Source organism: Ferrovibrio terrae (genome assembly GCF_943371255.1).
GTDB classification, from domain to species: domain Bacteria; phylum Pseudomonadota; class Alphaproteobacteria; order Ferrovibrionales; family Ferrovibrionaceae; genus Ferrovibrio; species Ferrovibrio terrae_B.
In genome coordinates, this window is record NZ_CALRUC010000045.1 from 15,076 (window position 1) to 31,379 (window position 16,304).

Sequence of the window (16,304 nt, forward strand, 5' to 3'; positions counted from 1 at the left end):
TTTACAGGAGCGATTTGATGCGATCTGTGCTGCTGCCTGCCCTCCTCGCCCTCGCCCTTGCAACACCCGCGACTATCCAGCCGTCCTGGGCCCAGACAAAAACCAGTCACGCCCTCTCGCTGCTCGGCGCGCCGAAATATCCGGCCGGCTTCACCCAGCTCGATTATGTGAATGTGAACGCGCCCAAGGGCGGCGAGGCCAAGCTGCATGCGGTCGGCGGCTTCGACAGCCTCAATCCCTTCATCCCGAAGGGCGACGAGGCGCCGGGCCTTGGCCTGATCTATGAAACGCTGATGGCCTCGCCGATGGACGACGACACCAGCGAATACGGCCTGATCGCCGAAACCGTGGAAGTGCCCGACGACCTGAGTTTCGTGATCTTCAACCTGCGCGCCGAGGCCAAATGGGCCGATGGCAAGCCGATCACGGCGGAAGATGTGGCCTGGAGCTTCGAGCAGATCCAGAAGCATGGCGAGCCGATGATGCAGCTGTATTACGCCAATGTGCAGAAGGCCGAGATTCTCTCGCCCCGCAAGGTGAAATTCAGCTTCACCGGCCCGAAGAACCGCGAGCTGCCGCAGATCATGGGCCAGTTGCCGGTGGTGCAGAAGGCGCTGTGGGAGAAACGCGGCTTCGACAGGCCGACACTGGAAGCCTGGGCCGGTTCCGGCCCCTACAAGATCGCCAGCTTCGAGGCCAACCGCTTCATCGCCTATGAACGCCGTGCCGACTGGTGGGCCAAGGACCTGCCGCTCAACAAGGGCCGCTATAATTTCGACCGCATCAGGTATGATCTCTACCGCGACACCACGGTGACGCTGGAGGCCTTCAAATCCGGCCAGTATGACTTCCGCAGCGAGAATATCGCGCGCAACTGGCACACGGCTTACGACTTCCCGGCCGCCAACCAGGGCCTGGTGCAGAAGGCCGAATTGCCGCACCAGCGGCCTGCCGGCCTGAGCGGCTTCGTGTTCAATATCCGCAAGACAAAGTTCAGCGACGCCCGCGTGCGCCGCGCCATCAGCCTGGCCTTTGACTATGAATGGACCAATAAGACCTTCTTCTATGGCGGCTATACCCGCAGCAGCAGCTATTTCCAGAATTCCGATTTCGCGGCCCGCGGCGAACCAACGGCTGGCGAGCTGAAACTGCTGGAGCCGTTGCGCGCCAGCCTGCCCAAGGAAGTGTTCGGCCCGGCTTTCGTGGCACCGGTGTCGGACGGTAGCGGCCAGGACCGCAAGAACCTGCGTGAGGCTGCAGCCCTGCTGAAGGCGGCAGGCTGGGAGGTCAAGAACGGCAAGCTGATGGACGCCAGGGGCGAGGCCTTCCAGATCGAATTCCTGCTCGGCGATCCGAGCTACGAACGCCTGGTCGGACCGCTGGCGCAGAACCTGCAGCGTCTTGGGATCACGATGAATATGCGCACAGTAGACAGCGCGCAGTATGTCTCTCGCCTGCGCGCTTTCGATTTCGACATGATCTTCGGTGGCTGGGGCCAGTCGAATTCGCCCGGCAACGAGCAGCGCAGCTTCTTTTCCGCGCAGGCCGCCGACAATCCGGCCAGCCGCAACTGGATCGGCCTGAAGAGTCCGGCGGTCGATACGCTGATCGACGCGGTGATCTATGCGCCAGAGCGCGACAGCCTGATCACGGCGACGCGCGCGCTGGATCGTGCGCTGACCTGGGGCTATTACCTGGTGCCGGGCTGGCATCTGCCGGCCGACCGCGTTGCCTATTGGGACAAGTTCGGCCGGCCGGAGAAGAATCCGAAGAACGGCGTCGACTTCATGGCCTGGTGGGTCGATCCGGCCAAGGCGGCGAAGCTCGCCGGCGCCAAACCCCAGTAAGCAACACGCAGCAAGGATCACGATGAGCTGGCTTAAACCCGTCACCCTGCAGGACAGCGCCGTTGCCCTGGTGCCACTCAGCCACGACCATCACGATGCGCTGGCCGAGGCCGTGCAGGATGGCGAGTTGTGGAAGCTGTGGTACACGCTGATTCCGACACCCGAAAAGATGACGGCAGAGATCGACCGGCGGCTGGGCCTGGCCGAAAAAGGCTCCATGCTGCCGTTCACGGTGATCGACAAGGCGCAGGACAAGCCGGTCGGCATGACCACCTATATGAATGTCGATGCGGCGAACAAGCGCGTCGAGATCGGCTCGACCTGGTATCGCAAGAGCGTGCAGCGTACCGCACTGAACACCCGCTGCAAGCTGCTGCTGCTTGCCTATGCATTTGAAAACCTTGAATGCATAGCCGTCGAATTCCGCACGCATTTCTTCAACCAGCAGAGCCGCGAAGCGATCGCAAAGCTGGGCGCCAAGCAGGATGGCATCCTGCGCAACCACCAGATCGCCGGCAACGGCACGCTGCGCGATACCGTGGTGTTCAGCATCCTGCCCGATGAATGGCCGACGGTGAAAACCCATCTGCGCCATCGCCTCAACCTGGCCGCGGACCAGGCGGCGTGAAACTTGCGGCAGTCCTGACCGCCGCCCTGCTGCTGGCCGGCAGCGCAATCCCTGTTGAATCCAGGGCACAGCCGCGCCACGGCCTGTCGGCCTTCGGCGACCTCAAGCATCCGCCCGGCTTCAGCCATTTCGGTTACGTCAATCCCGATGCGCCCAAGGGCGGCGAGCTGCGCAGCTGGCAGCTGGAGACCTTCGACAACCTCAATCCACTGATCCTGAAAGGCGTGGCGGCGCAGAATCTGAGCATGACCTTCCAGAGCCTGATGGCGCGCGGCAAGGACGAACCCGATGCGGTCTATGCCGATCTGGCCGAAAGCGCCGAACTGGCGCCGGATCGCAGCTGGGTTGCCTTCATCATCAATCCGCGGGCCCGCTTCAGCGACGGTTCGCCGGTGACGGCAGAAGATGTGGTCTTCACCGTCGAGGCGACCCAGAAAGATGGCCATCCGCTGTATCAGCTGATCCTGCGCGATGTCGAAAGCGTCACCGCCGAAAGCCGCCTGCGCGTGGTGTTCCGCTTTGCCGACACCGAGAGCCGTCGTGACATGCCGCTGACCGTGGCGCAGCTGCCGATCCTGTCGAAAGCCTGGTTCAGGAGCCGCGATTTCACCAGCCCTACGATGGAGCCGGTGCTGGGCTCCGGGCCCTATCGCATTGCCCGCATCGATGCCGGCCGCAGCCTGGTGTTTGAGCGGGTGAAGGACTGGTGGGCCAGGGATCTGGCGGTCAATCGCGGCCGGCATAATTTCGACTGGTACCGCGACGACTATTATCGCGACCGCGAGATCGCCTTCGAGGCCTTCTTCGCCGGCGAATACGATTTCCGCGAGGAGGTCACCGCCCGCCACTGGGCCGGCAGCTACACCAACAAGCCGGCCTTCAACGATGGCCGGGTCAAGCGCGAGGTGCTGAAGGACGAAACGCCATCAGGCGTGCAGGCCTGGTTCCTCAACAGCCGCAAGCCGCATCTGAATGATGCCCGCGTGCGCCAGGCGATCAACCTGGCCTATGACTACGAATGGGCCAACAAGACGCTGTTCTATGGCCTGTACAAGCGCACGCGCTCGATGTTCGAGAATTCCGACCTCGCGGCCACCGGCTTGCCGGATGCCGCCGAGCGCGACCTGCTGGAGCCGTTCCGCGACCGCGTGCCGCCGGAGGTCTTCACCACCGAATTCCAGCCGCCGCGCACCGATGGCTCGGGCAACAACCGCGCCAATCTCAAGCAGGCCCAGCAATTACTGCTCGCGGCCGGCTGGGTGATCAAGGACGGCAAGTTGGTGGATGCCAAGGGCAAGCCGTTCGAGCTGGAATTCATGCTCTACGAACCGAGTTTCCAGCGCATCATCAACCCGTTTGCGCGCAACCTGGAGCGCATCGGCATCACCATCTCGATCCGCGTGGTCGATCTCGCCAGTTTCGAGAACCGCATGCGCAGCTTCGATTACGACGTGATGTCGCGCCGCTTCGTGCAGCCGCTCACGCCCGGTATCGAGCAGCGCAACTACTGGGCCTCGCGCGCAGCCGCCACCGTGGGCAGCTTCAATTTCTCCGGCGTGAACGATCCGGTGGTGGACGACCTGATCGAGCATATCGTCAAGGCCCGCAATCGCGATGAGCTGCGCGCCGCCACACGGGCATTGGATCGCGTGCTGATGTGGGGCTGGTATGTCATACCGCACTGGTACAGCGGCACCGTCAAGCTGGGCTACTGGGACCGCTTTGCCCGCCCGGCGCAGAAGCCGGTCTACGATGTGGGGCTGACCGATACCTGGTGGGTCGATCCGGCGAAAGACAAGGCGCTCAATCTGCAGCGGCAGCGTTAGGCCCAGCTGCTAGGGGTGCCGCACCATGCAGCGCAGCTCGCGGGGCCATGTCACCGCCAGAATTCCCATCACACATCCGATGATGTCTCCCCTGCCGCAAGGCAGTGGATAATCGGGCAGCCGGATGCCGGCGGGCCCTGAATCGGCAATCATGATGGCATCGTCGCTCATTCCACTGACATAACCGTAAGTGAAGGTGAAATCCTCGCTCCTGGATTCATAACGGCCTGAAACCCGATATGTGTAATCGCCCGATGGCCAATCGAAAACAAGGTGACGGACCTGCCCACGATCGAGCCGGCCCTGCCAAACCTCGCCCTCCCCCGAACCGCTCCGCATCCGCACGGAGAGTCCATCAATGGCCTCGCTGGAAACATTCATCAGCATCAGGTTGTGCAGGGCGCAGGGCCCAAAGAGCGCCAGCAGCACATAGAGAGGAATGGCAAGCAGGCAGGTTGCGATCACTCCATCGATAAAACTGAAGCGCGCCATTGTCAGTCCCATACAGCGGATAAGGTTCAATATGGCGACAGATGCAGCAACCCTTGCCGCATGGCTTCGCCAATCACCTCCCGGGGAGCGCGATCACGATTTTCCGGCAACTGGGCCAAACTGCGGCCGACATCATTATTATAAAGATCCATCATGCGTTCGCCCTGAGGATTAACCGCGGATCGTTCATGCGCATCGCCAATCTTCTTGGCAACAGATGCACCAAAATACTGCGTCATGCGATAGGACCAATAGGCATGGCGGAACGCATCCGCCTCGTCATTCCACCGCTCATGATTAGGGAACTGCTGTTCGGTCACCTGCAAGGCTTCGGGCGCCAGATAGTTCCTGGTCCAGATCGCCTCCCGCGGATAGAGGGCCGCGATCGCCTTTTCACCCAGGCCCTCCGGATCGAAATCAAGCAGGCGATACAGATCCTGCGGATTGCGCGGTATCTGATCGGGCGGCATCCCGCCGCGCCGGGCCGGGATAGAGCCGGCGGAAACCAGCCTCCACCTCGCGCTGAAAGGCCGGGTCGCGGCTGGTCGGATGCCAGTAGCGCGGATCGCGCATCATCTGACGCAGGGCGATTTCATTCAGGAGCGCCGGCTCCTCACGCTGCAAAGAGGGCATGTCGCCTCCCACTTTATCAAGGGGATGAATACGGCCGTATGTTCAATATTTGTTCTTACTTCAGGGTATAGAACAAAAACAGAATATTCAAGCCGCAAATGCATACGCGCCCGGGTTTGCGTCCGCCGGTCCGCTATGGTCAATTGAAGCCGTTGATTCGCCAGACGGATACCGCCCGCCTGCCATGCTCGCTTACATCCTCCGCCGCCTGCTGCTGATCCTGCCGACCCTGCTCGGCATCATGGTGATCAACTTCGCCATCGTGCAGTTCGCCCCCGGCGGCCCGGTCGAGCAGGTGATCGCCCAGGTCACCGGCACGGCAGCCGACACCACCGCCCGCATCTCGGGCGCCACCGGCGGCGAGACCGGCCCGGGCGCCGGCGCCTTTGCCCAGGCGGCCGAGGGTGTCAGCGCGCGTTATCGCGGCGCGCAAGGGCTGGACCCGGAATTCATCAAGCGGCTGGAAAAGCAGTTCGGCTTCGACAAGCCGGCGCATGAGCGGCTGTGGCTGATGCTGAAACAGTATGTGCAGCTCGATTTCGGCGTCAGCTATTTCAAGGACCGGCCGGTGGTGCAGCTGATCGCGGAAAAACTGCCGGTGTCGATCTCGCTGGGCCTGTGGACCACGCTGATCGTCTACCTGATCTCGATCCCGCTCGGCATCGCCAAGGCTGTGCGCGACGGCAGCCGCTTCGACATCTGGACCTCGGCCGCCATCGTGGTCGGCTATGCCATTCCCAGCTTCCTGTTCGCCGTGCTGCTGGTGGTGCTGTTTGCCGGCGGCAGCTTCCTGCAATGGTTCCCGCTCAGGGGCCTGACCTCGGATAACTGGGCGCAGCTCAGCCTGCTGGGCAAGGTGACCGACTATTTCTGGCATCTGGCCCTGCCGGTGATCGCCATGGTGATCGGCGGCTTTGCCGGCCTGGTGATGCTGACCAAGAATTCCTTCATGGAAGAGATCAACAAGCTCTATGTGCTGACCGCGAAGGCCAAGGGCCTGAGCGAGGGCCGCGTGCTTTATGGCCATGTCTTCCGCAATGCCATGCTGATCGTGATCGCCGGCTTCCCCGGCGCCTTCATTGGCATTCTGTTCACTTCCTCGCTGCTGATCGAGGTGATCTTCTCGCTGGATGGCCTGGGGCTGCTCGGTTTCGAGGCGGCGCTGAAGCGCGATTATCCGATCATGTTCGGCTCGCTGTTCATCTTCACCCTGCTCGGCCTGGTCGTGAACCTGGTATCCGATCTGATGTATGTGCTGATCGATCCGCGCATCGACTTCGAGAGCCGCGACGCCTGATGCAGATGGCCCCGATCAAAATCAGCCCGATCAACCAGCGGCGCTGGCGCAACTTCTGCAACAACCGGCGCGGCTTCTGGTCGCTGTGGCTCTTCCTGATCCTGTTCGTGCTTAGCCTGTTTGCCGAGTTGATCGCCAATGATTCGCCGCTGCTGGTGAAATATGACGGGGGCTATTACTTCCCGGTGCTGAAGGCCTATCCCGAAACCACCTTCGGCGGCGATTTCGAGACAGAGGCGAAATACCGCGATGCCTTCGTGCAGGAGCTGGTGAAGGAAAAGGACGGCTGGATGGTCTGGCCGGCGATCCGCTACAGCTACCGCACCATCAATTACGATCTCGGCCGACCAGCACCTTCGCCGCCGACCACGGAAAACCTGCTCGGCACCGATGACCAGGGCCGCGATGTGCTGGCCCGCCTGATCTACGGCTTCCGCATCAGCGTGCTGTTCGGCCTAGTGCTGACGGCGCTGAGTTCGGTGATCGGCGTGATCGCCGGCGCGGTGCAGGGTTACTTCGGCGGCCTGACTGACCTGCTGTTCCAGCGCTTCATCGAGGTCTGGTCCGGCCTGCCGACATTGTATCTGCTCATCATCCTGGCCAGCGTGGTGCAGCCTAATTTCTGGTGGCTGCTGGGCATCATGCTGCTGTTCTCCTGGATGGCGCTGGTCGGCGTGGTGCGGGCGGAATTCCTGCGCGCGCGCAATTTCGGCTATGTGCGCGCCGCCCGCGCACTCGGCGTCTCGGATATTTCCATCATGTTCCGCCACCTGCTGCCCAATGCCATGGTGGCGACCCTGACCATGATGCCCTTCATCCTCAACGGCTCGATCACCACGCTGACCGCGCTCGACTTCCTCGGCTTCGGCCTGCCGCCGGGATCGCCCTCACTCGGCGAACTGCTCAGCCAGGGCAAGACCAACATCCAGGCGCCCTGGCTCGGCCTCACCGCCTTTGCCGTGCTGGCGGTGATGCTCAGCCTGCTCATCTTCATCGGCGAAGCAGTGCGCGACGCTTTCGATCCGCGCAAGATCTTCAAATGACCACGCCGCTGCTGGATGTCAAAGACCTGAGCGTGCGCTTCGGCCAGGGCACTGGCGCGGTGGAAGCCGTGAAACATGTCTCGTTTACCATCGCGCGCGGCGAGACGGTGGCGCTGGTCGGCGAGAGCGGTTCGGGCAAGTCGGTAACGGCGCTGTCGGTGCTGCAGCTGCTGCCCTATCCGCTGGCCAGCCATCCGAACGGCGCGATCATCTTCGACGGCGAGGACATGCTGGGTGCCGGGCCGGACAGGCTGCAGCGCATCCGCGGCAACCGCATCGCCATGGTGTTCCAGGAACCGATGACCTCGCTCAATCCGCTGCACACCATCGAGCAGCAGGTCAACGAGGTGCTGTTCCTGCACAAGCGGCTGGACAAGGCGGCAGCCCGCGCCCGCACACTGGAGCTGCTGCAGCTGGTCGGCCTGCCGGATGCCGAAAAGCGGCTGGGCGCCTATCCGCACCAGCTGTCGGGTGGTCAGCGCCAGCGCGTGATGATCGCCATGGCACTCGCCAACGAACCCGACCTGCTGATCGCCGACGAACCGACCACGGCGCTTGATGTCACCATCCAGGCGCAGATCCTGAAACTGCTGAAAGACCTGCAGCAGAAAATGGGCATGGCCCTGCTGCTGATCACCCACGATCTCAACATCGTGCGCAAGGTGGTCGACCGCGTTTGCATCATGACCCATGGCGAGATCGTCGAGCAGGGCCCGGTGGCCCAGGTCTTCGGCCAGCCGCAGCATGCCTATACCCGCAAGCTGCTGGCCGCCGAACCCAAGGGCACCGCGGCGGTGGCCGAGATCGATGCGCCGGTGGTGATGGCCGCCCGCGATGTGAAGGTGTGGTTCCCGATCACTGCCGGGCTGATGCGTCGCGCGATTGGCCATATCAAGGCGGTGGATGGTGTATCCTTGAGCGTGCGCGCCGGCGAAACGCTGGGCGTGGTGGGCGAAAGCGGCTCGGGCAAATCGACGCTCGCCTATGCCCTGCTGCGGCTGCAGAAATGCGAGGGCAGCATCCGTTTCCGCGATACCGAACTGCAGGGCCGCAGCTGGGGCGAGATGCGGCCATTGCGCAAGGAAATGCAGATCGTCTTCCAGGATCCGTTTGACTCGCTGTCGCCGCGCCTGCCGGTTTTCGACATCATCGCCGAGGGCCTTGCGGTGCATGGCATCGGCCAGACCGAGGCCGAACGCCGCGCCATGGTGGCCGCAGCGATGACCGAAGTGGGCCTCGATCCCGCCACCATGGATCGCTACCCGCATGAATTCTCCGGCGGCCAGCGCCAGCGCATCGCCATTGCACGCGCGATCGTGCTGAAACCGCATTTCATCGTGCTGGACGAACCGACCTCGGCGCTCGACATGAGCGTGCAGGCACAGATCGTCGACCTGCTGCGCGATCTCCAGAAGAAACACGGGCTGGCCTATCTGTTCATCAGCCACGACCTGCGCGTGGTGCGTGCGCTGGCCGACCGCGTGATGGTGATGAAGGATGGCAAGGTGGTGGAGGAGAACAGCGCGCAAGCCATCTTCACCGCGCCGCAGACCGATTATACCAAGGCGCTGATCGCTGCCGCCTTCGACGTCGCGGTGCGCCATGAAACCGCGGTCAGGATGTAGCCTTGGCCGTCCTGATCTACACCAAGGCGCATGACCCGGCGGAATGGGCGGACGAGTTCAGGAAACTGGCCCCCGATCTGGATATCCGCCTGCATCCCAACACCGGCAATCCGAACGAGATCGAGGCTGCCGTGGTGGCCAAGCCGCCGCATGGCCTGCTGAAAAGCTTTCCCAACCTGAAGCTGATCCATGCCTTTGGCGCCGGCGTCGATGCGATCCTCGCCGATCCCACCTTGCCGCGCCATGTGCCGCTAACGCGGGTGATCGATGACCGCCTGACCGTGGCAATGACCGAATATGTGCTGCTGCACGTGCTGCGATTCCACCGCCAGGTCGATGCCATGGCCGCCAACCAGCGCAGCAAATCCTGGAAATGGCTGCCGCCGGTGGATGCCGCCGAACGCGTGATCGGCATCATGGGCATGGGCACGCTAGGGGTGGCGGCGGCGCAGAAGCTGTCGCAGTTCGGCTTCCAGCTGGTGAGCTGGAGCCGCAGCCTCAAGGCCGTCGACGGCGTCACCAGCTTTCATGGCGAGGAGCATCTCGACAGCTTCCTGCGCCTGTGCAACGTGCTGATCTGCCTGCTGCCGCTGACCCCGCAGACACGCGGTATTATCAGCCGCCGCACGCTCTCCCTGCTGCCGCGCGGTGCCTATATCATCAATGCCGCGCGCGGCGGCCATGTGGTGGAGGCCGACCTGTTGCACGCGCTGGACAGCGAATGGCTGTCGGGCGCGACGCTGGATGTGTTTGACGAGGAGCCCCTGCGCGACAACCACCCCTTCTGGACGCATCCGAAGGTGACGGTGACACCGCATAATGCCGCCGACAGCATCGCAGCCCAGGTGGCGCCCCAGATCGTCGACAACATCCGTCGCATGCAGCAGGGCCTGCCGCTGCTGCGCCAGGTGGATTACGGCCGAGGATACTAGGTTCGGGTAATCAGGGGTGTCGTCATTCCCACTTGCGGAAGACGTCGACGAATTTTTCCTCGCCGCAGGCGATGAAGAAACCACGCAGCTGGCAATTTTCGGATTCGCCCAGCCGCGACCGCGCTGCCTTCAGCGCCGGTAGCATTTCCTTGGCCAGCTGCTTGTCCTTGAAGCGCATGACCTCGCCCTGGGTGCGGGCACCATCGTAAAGCACGCCAAGACTTTCCTCGGAATTGATCTCGGGGCGACGCTTGTAGAAGGTGTTCAGACTCTTCAGGCCGCCGGTCTTCTGGATGAACTGCACGAAATTGCTGAGGCTGGTATGGCGCTTGTCGGGCGCCGTTTCCTTGGCTTCGAAACAGCCTCCGAGCAGACCAACAGCGAGCAGCGCCGCGCCAAGCGCGGGCAGACGGACAGACCACATGGGTATTCTTCCCCTTCAGAGCGGCCAACCACCCGGCCGCGTCGGCAACTTTAAACGGCGAAGGTTTAAAGAAAGCTATAGGGATCGATATCAACCGTGCGTTTTACACCTGACGGTAGTTTTACTTTCGCCATCCATTCCCGCAAAACGGCAGGCACATCGATTTCGCGTTCCGCCTTCAACAACAGCCGCTCGCGATAGCGGCCGCGCAGGTAATGCAGCGGCGCCGGCGCCGGCCCCAGCACCGACAGGCCGCCGCCACGCGGCGCAACGCGCGCGAGCGCACGCGCCGCCTGCTCCACTTCGGCCTGATCGGTGCCACTGACAATCACAGCGGCGAGACGACCGAATGGCGGCATGCCGGCCCGCTGGCGCTCGGCCATCTCGGCGGCGAGGAACCCTGCCGTGTCGTGGCGACTGAGCGCTGCGATCACCGGATGCTGCGGATCGAAACTCTGCAGCAGCACGCGGCCGGGATGGGCGGCGCGGCCGGCGCGGCCGGCCACCTGGGTAAGCAACTGATGCGTGCGCTCGGCAGCGCGCGGATCGCCGCCAGCAAGCCCCAGATCGGCATCGATCACACCCACCAGGGTCAGCAGCGGGAAATGATGGCCCTTCGCCACGATCTGCGTGCCGACCAGAATGTCGATCTCGCGCCGCTCCATGCGATCCAGCATCTCGCCGATCATGCGCGGCGTGTTGGCGGTGTCGGATGCCATCACCGCCAGCCGTGCATCGGGAAACAGCATGGCGGCCTCTTCGGCCAGGCGCTCGACACCCGGGCCGCAGGCCTTGAACTTGTCTTCCGCCTCGCATTGCGGACAATGCTTCGGCAGGCGCTGCTGGTGGCCACAGTGATGGCATTGCAGGCGGCCATGGCGCTTGTGCTCGACCAGCCAGGCGGCGCAGTTCGGACATTGCAGGCGATGGCCGCAGGCACCGCACAGCGTCAGCGGCGCATAGCCGCGCCGATTGAGGAACAGCATGGCCTGTTCGCCGGCGGCAATCGTCTCGGTCAGGGCCGTTACCAGCGGCGCACTGATAAAGCGCTGTGCCGGCAGCTTTTCCTTGCGCATGTCGACAATCCGGATGCGCGGCAGGCTGGCGGCATTATGACGCTCGGGCAGTACCGCATGGGCATAGCGGCGCCGCGCCACGTTATGCAGGCTTTCCAGCGAGGGCGTCGCCGAGGCCAGCACGACGGCGATGCCTTCCAGCTTGGCGCGCACCACCGCCATGTCGCGGGCATTGTAGATCACGCCTTCCTCCTGCTTGTAGGAGGCATCGTGTTCCTCATCGACCACGATCAGGCCGAGATCGGCATAGGGCAGGAACAGTGCCGAGCGCGCGCCGATAACGACTTTTGCCTCGCCACGACTGATGGCGCGCAAGGTGGCAGCGCGCCGACCCTCAGCCATCTCCGAATGCCAGGCCCAGGCCGGGGCACCGAAACGCTGCTCGAAACGATCCAGCGACTGCTGCGTCAGCGCGATTTCCGGCAGCAGTACCAGCACCTGGCGCCCGCGCGCGAGCGCTGCCGCCACGGCCTCGTAATACACCTCCGTCTTGCCGGCACCGGTGACGCCTTCCAGCAACGTGACGGAAAAGTCCTGCGCCTCCGCTGCCGCACGCAGGGCCGCAGCAGCCTCAGCCTGCAGGGCATTCAGCGCGCGGCCCGGCCGCTGCCAGTCCGGGTTTGCCGGCGGACGGAAAGCCGGCACCTGATCGGCCACCAGCGCACCGAGTTCCACCAGCTTGCGCACCACCGCCGGCGAAACCGCGGCGGCCTCGGCCAGTTCAGCCACACTCAAGCCTGGCTGTTCGCGCGCGATCTCCAGCACGCGCTGACGCTGTTCGCTGGCCTTCACGCCGGCAGCATCGCCAAGCCGCAGCACGGCACGCGAGGGCGGCGCCTCGATCAGGGCACGCGGTTCGGGCAGGCACATCTTCAGCACCGCGCCGGTGGGATTGAGCGTATAGGCTGCCACCCAGTCGACCAGCTTGCGTAAGGGCTGCGGAATCGGCGGCGCGTCGCAGCGCCGCAGCACATCCTTCAGCCGGGCCTTTTCCGGTAAGGGCGCCGGCACGCCATCCCAGACCACGCCGAGTGAGACACGATTGCCGATCGGTACCTCGACGATATCGCCGGGCGCCAGCACACCCGCACTGCCGGCCCGGTAGGTAAAGGGCTCGGCCAGCGGCAGGGGCAGCAGGACGTGGATCAGATCGGCGTTCGTCAAGGGGGTTGTTCCGGTGGAACGTGTGGTCCGGGTCGGGTATTGTTAACCATCCTGCTTATAGCATCGGCCGCTGATTCGGGCAGAGCCCGGGCCGCCTTGAGGAGTGATCGGGTATGAAATTTTTCGTCGATACTGCGGATATCGCCGAGATTGCCGAGCTGAACGACACCGGCCTGCTGGACGGGGTGACCACCAATCCGTCGCTGGTGGCCAAGACCGGCAAGGATTTCGTCGCCACAATCAAGGATATCTGCAAGATCGTGAAAGGCCCGGTTTCGGCCGAGGTCACCGCCACCGATTATGCCACCATGCTGGCCGAGGGTCGCAAACTGGCAGCCCTGGCCACCAATGTCGCGGTGAAGGTGCCGCTGACCATGGATGGCCTGAAGACCTGCAAAACGCTGTCGGATGACGGCATTATGGTCAATGTGACGCTGTGCTTCTCGCCCGCTCAGGCGATCATGGCCGCCAAGGCCGGCGCCAGCTTCATCTCGCCGTTTGTCGGCCGGCTCGACGATATCGGCCAGGACGGCATGCAGCTGATCGCCGACATCGTGCAGATCTACAACAACTACCCCGATTTCAAGACCGAGGTTCTGGTCGCCTCGATCCGCCATCCGATCCACCTGATCGAATCCGCCAAGCTGGGCGCCGACGTTGCCACACTGCCGCCGAATGTGCTGAAGGGCCTGGTCAAGCATCCGCTGACCGACAAGGGCCTGGAGGCATTCCTGGCTGACTGGAAGAAGACCGGCCAGTCGATCCTCGGCAACGACAAATAGGCGGGCTGCGCATGGCCGATGGCATCACAGCTCCCCTCTCCCCCGCGTCCGGCCTGGCCGAAGCGGATGTGATCGCATGGCTGCAGCAGCATCCCGATCTGCTGATCCGCCATCCCGACCTGTGCGAAATCCTGCTGCCGCCGACGGCACCGCGCGGCGGCGACAATGTCGTCGACCTGCAGCGTTTCATGGTGCAGCGCCTGCAGGGCGAACTGCATCGCGTGTCGCATGTCGGCAACGAGTTGCTGGATGCCAGCCGGCAGAATCTGTCGGCCACACAGCGTGTGCATGCTGCCGTACTGATGCTGCTGGAAGCCGGCAGCTTCGAGCATATGATCCATATGGCGACCCAGGACTGGACCGACCTGCTGGAAGTCGATGTCATCAGCCTGTGCGTCGAGGGCGATCCGGAAAAGATGAAGGACATCGCCACCGGCGGCGTCTTCGTGCTGCCCAATGGTGCCATCGAAACCCTGCTCGGCGCCCTGCCCGCCGTGGCACGCGACAAATGCGACGCGGCCGACTGGCTCTATGGTCCGGCGGCAACACTGGTGCGCTCCGATGCGCTGGCGCGCCTTGATTTCGGCCCCAAGGCACCGCATGCGATGCTGGCGCTGGGTTCGCGCGAGGCTGACAAATTCCAGCCGCACCAGGGCACGGAGCTGCTGCAGTTCCTCGCCGGCGTGCTCGGCCGTTCGGTGCGGGCATGGCTCGACCTGCCGCAGCCCTGAAAACCACAGAGGCAGATGAACGCCTGCCGTTCTTTCTCGCGGCCGAGGATGTGAAGGCCGCGGCCGAAGCCTGGTATCGCTGGCTGGCAAAGGAAAAACGCTTCTCGCGCCATACGCTGCGCGCCTACGGCCAAGATCTGTCGGTCTATCTGTCCTTCCTGAGCGAGCATCTGGGCGAACCGGCCAGCATGGCCGATCTGCAGACGCTGCGGCAGGCCGATTTCCGTGCCTATCTGAGCGCGCGGCGCACTGACGGTGTGGGCGCCACTTCGGTGGCACGCAACCTGAGCGCCGTGCGCAGCTTCTTCCGCCGCCTGCAAAAGGATGGCCGCATCGACAATGCGGCCGCCAACCTGATCCGCACGCCGAAGCGGCCGCACAGCGTGCCGAAGCCGCTGAGCGTAAATGCCGCACAGCAGATGATCGACAGCGTGGATGAAGCTGATACCGCGCCCTGGCTGCAGGCGCGCGATGCTGCCATCCTGACCCTGCTCTGGGGTGCGGGCTTACGCCTGGGCGAGGCGCTGGGTCTGGATGGCGACAGAATCCCGCAAGGCGACAGCCTGACGGTGACCGGCAAGGGCAACAAGCAGCGCCTGGTGCCGATCCTGCCCGTCGTGCGCGAGGCCATCGCCGCCTATGTGAAACTCTGCCCCTACGCCATCGGCGGCGGCACGCCATTGTTTTACGGCGCCCGCGGCAAGCGCGTCGATCCGGCCATCATCCAGAAGGCCATGCGCAATGCCCGCCGCGCCCTGAACCTGCCGGAAACCGCCACGCCGCATGCCCTGCGGCACAGTTTCGCCACCCATCTGCTGGCGGCCGGCGGCGATCTGCGCACCATCCAGGAACTGCTGGGCCATGCCTCGCTGGCCACCACCCAGCGCTATACCGAGGTGGATGCCGAGGCGCTGCTCCGGGTCTATGACAGCGCCCATCCCAGAGCGCGATCCGCGGCACGGCCCGGGGCACGGACCTAACTGCGACCGCCATCACAGCGGCCTGTCCAGGCTTTGCCATAATTGGCCGCCACTCTATGTTTGACCCGTAGGCCAGACATGACGCTCAAACTTTCACTGCGACGCCGCCCCCTGATCCGCAATCTCCTGATCGCGCTGGCCGCGCTGATCGCCGTGCCGCTGATGGCCAGCGGCGCCTCCATCGCCACGGCCGAACGCAAGCACTGGTCGACCGCACGCTGGGACAGTGTCGGCCTGGCGCCCGATCCGCTGACCGTGAAAGACGCGGTGATCCAGGTCTATGCCGCCCGGGTCTGGGGCTGGCGGGGCGCCTTCGCCGTGCATACCTGGGTGGTGGTGAAACCGGCCGGTGCAGAGGCCTTTACCCGCTACGAGGTGGTCGGCTGGGGCGGTGCACCGGTGCGCATCAGCAATCGTACTCCTGATGGCTACTGGGCCGGCAATGCGCCCGAACTGCTGCATGACCTGCGCGGCCCGGCAGCAGCAGCAGCCATCCCGCTGCTGATTTCAGCGGCCGAGCGCTATCCCGGCCGCGGCGGCTATGTGATGTGGCCCGGCCCCAATTCGAACAGCTTCGTTGCCTACCTGGCGCGCGAAGTCCCTGAACTGGGGCTGCAGTTGCCGCCGACCGCCGTCGGCAAGGACTGGCTCGGCACCACCACGCTGTTTGCGCCAGCCCCCAGCGGCACTGGCTGGCAGGTCAACCTGCTGGGCCTGGCCGGCGTGACGGCGGCCGCCCGCGAGGGGCTGGAGCTGAACCTGCTCGGCCTGACCATCGGCATCGACGTCCTGCGCCCGGCGCTGAAGCTGCCCGGGATCGGCCG

16 protein-coding genes are annotated in these 16,304 nt (G+C 64.0%); 11 read left to right on the top strand and 5 right to left on the bottom strand.

Annotated features, from left to right (window positions below):
• Positions 1 to 17 precede the first annotated feature (17 nt).
• The 3 genes from AAG799_RS11420 to AAG799_RS11430 are packed head-to-tail and all read left to right on the top strand — an operon-like array spanning position 18 to position 4,301.
• On the top strand, positions 18 to 1,847 hold the full coding sequence (locus AAG799_RS11420; RefSeq protein ID WP_341895959.1) for an extracellular solute-binding protein: 1,830 nt from the start codon (positions 18 to 20) through the stop codon (positions 1,845 to 1,847).
• A gap of 22 nt (positions 1,848 to 1,869) precedes the next feature.
• Positions 1,870 to 2,475 carry a GNAT family protein gene (locus AAG799_RS11425; RefSeq protein WP_341895960.1) on the top strand — a complete coding sequence of 202 codons (606 nt, stop codon included), beginning with the start codon at positions 1,870 to 1,872 and terminating at the stop codon, positions 2,473 to 2,475.
• Positions 2,472 to 4,301: an extracellular solute-binding protein gene (locus AAG799_RS11430; protein WP_341895961.1), complete on the top strand. Its 1,830-nt coding sequence runs from the start codon at positions 2,472 to 2,474 to the stop codon at positions 4,299 to 4,301. Before AAG799_RS11425 ends, AAG799_RS11430 begins: the two co-directional genes overlap by 4 nt.
• Before the next feature lie 9 nt (positions 4,302 to 4,310).
• On the opposite strand, the gene AAG799_RS11435 is transcribed toward AAG799_RS11430, so the two are convergent.
• From AAG799_RS11435 to AAG799_RS11445, 3 genes are read right to left on the bottom strand one after another with little or no spacing between them, the layout of a single operon-like run.
• Entirely contained in the window at positions 4,311 to 4,793 is a 483-nt protein-coding gene (locus AAG799_RS11435; protein ID WP_341895962.1) for a hypothetical protein, read from the bottom strand.
• Positions 4,794 to 4,819: 26 nt separating this feature from the next.
• Positions 4,820 to 5,263 carry a hypothetical protein gene (locus AAG799_RS11440; protein ID WP_341895963.1) on the bottom strand — a complete coding sequence of 148 codons (444 nt, stop codon included), beginning with the start codon at positions 5,261 to 5,263 and terminating at the stop codon, positions 4,820 to 4,822.
• Positions 5,211 to 5,426 carry a hypothetical protein gene (locus AAG799_RS11445; protein ID WP_341895964.1) on the bottom strand — a complete coding sequence of 72 codons (216 nt, stop codon included), beginning with the start codon at positions 5,424 to 5,426 and terminating at the stop codon, positions 5,211 to 5,213. Before AAG799_RS11445 ends, AAG799_RS11440 begins: the two co-directional genes overlap by 53 nt.
• 184 nt (positions 5,427 to 5,610) lie before the next feature.
• Here AAG799_RS11445 and AAG799_RS11450 point away from each other — a divergent pair, with 184 nt between their 5' ends.
• The 4 genes from AAG799_RS11450 to AAG799_RS11465 are packed head-to-tail and all read left to right on the top strand — an operon-like array spanning position 5,611 to position 10,323.
• Positions 5,611 to 6,723, top strand: a complete 1,113-nt coding sequence (locus tag AAG799_RS11450; RefSeq protein WP_341895965.1) for a microcin C ABC transporter permease YejB — start codon at positions 5,611 to 5,613, stop codon at positions 6,721 to 6,723.
• Between the two features lie 5 nt (positions 6,724 to 6,728).
• Entirely contained in the window at positions 6,729 to 7,766 is a 1,038-nt protein-coding gene (locus AAG799_RS11455) for an ABC transporter permease (RefSeq protein ID WP_341895966.1), read from the top strand.
• A complete protein-coding gene (locus AAG799_RS11460; protein ID WP_341895967.1) occupies positions 7,763 to 9,391 on the top strand; it encodes an ABC transporter ATP-binding protein in 1,629 nt (542 codons plus the stop codon). Before AAG799_RS11455 ends, AAG799_RS11460 begins: the two co-directional genes overlap by 4 nt.
• 2 nt (positions 9,392 to 9,393) lie before the next feature.
• Positions 9,394 to 10,323 carry a glyoxylate/hydroxypyruvate reductase A gene (locus tag AAG799_RS11465; protein WP_341895968.1) on the top strand — a complete coding sequence of 310 codons (930 nt, stop codon included), beginning with the start codon at positions 9,394 to 9,396 and terminating at the stop codon, positions 10,321 to 10,323.
• Between the two features lie 22 nt (positions 10,324 to 10,345).
• Here the strand turns inward: AAG799_RS11465 and AAG799_RS11470 are convergent, their stop codons facing one another.
• Both AAG799_RS11470 and AAG799_RS11475 read right to left on the bottom strand, forming a co-directional pair.
• Positions 10,346 to 10,747 carry a hypothetical protein gene (locus AAG799_RS11470; protein ID WP_341895969.1) on the bottom strand — a complete coding sequence of 134 codons (402 nt, stop codon included), beginning with the start codon at positions 10,745 to 10,747 and terminating at the stop codon, positions 10,346 to 10,348.
• A gap of 65 nt (positions 10,748 to 10,812) precedes the next feature.
• A complete protein-coding gene (locus AAG799_RS11475) occupies positions 10,813 to 12,987 on the bottom strand; it encodes a primosomal protein N' (protein ID WP_341895970.1) in 2,175 nt (724 codons plus the stop codon).
• Positions 12,988 to 13,100: 113 nt separating this feature from the next.
• Here AAG799_RS11475 and fsa point away from each other — a divergent pair, with 113 nt between their 5' ends.
• From fsa to AAG799_RS11495, 4 genes are all read left to right on the top strand, one after another.
• Positions 13,101 to 13,769, top strand: coding sequence for a fructose-6-phosphate aldolase (gene fsa, locus AAG799_RS11480; RefSeq protein ID WP_341895971.1), 669 nt, complete (start codon positions 13,101 to 13,103; stop codon positions 13,767 to 13,769).
• Positions 13,770 to 13,780: 11 nt separating this feature from the next.
• On the top strand, positions 13,781 to 14,500 hold the full coding sequence (locus AAG799_RS11485; RefSeq protein ID WP_341895972.1) for a DUF484 family protein: 720 nt from the start codon (positions 13,781 to 13,783) through the stop codon (positions 14,498 to 14,500).
• Positions 14,476 to 15,480, top strand: a complete 1,005-nt coding sequence (locus AAG799_RS11490) for a tyrosine recombinase XerC (protein WP_341895973.1) — start codon at positions 14,476 to 14,478, stop codon at positions 15,478 to 15,480. Before AAG799_RS11485 ends, AAG799_RS11490 begins: the two co-directional genes overlap by 25 nt.
• Before the next feature lie 78 nt (positions 15,481 to 15,558).
• Positions 15,559 to 16,304: DUF3750 domain-containing protein (locus AAG799_RS11495; protein ID WP_341895974.1), on the top strand; the 746-nt coding region annotated here is incomplete at its 3' end.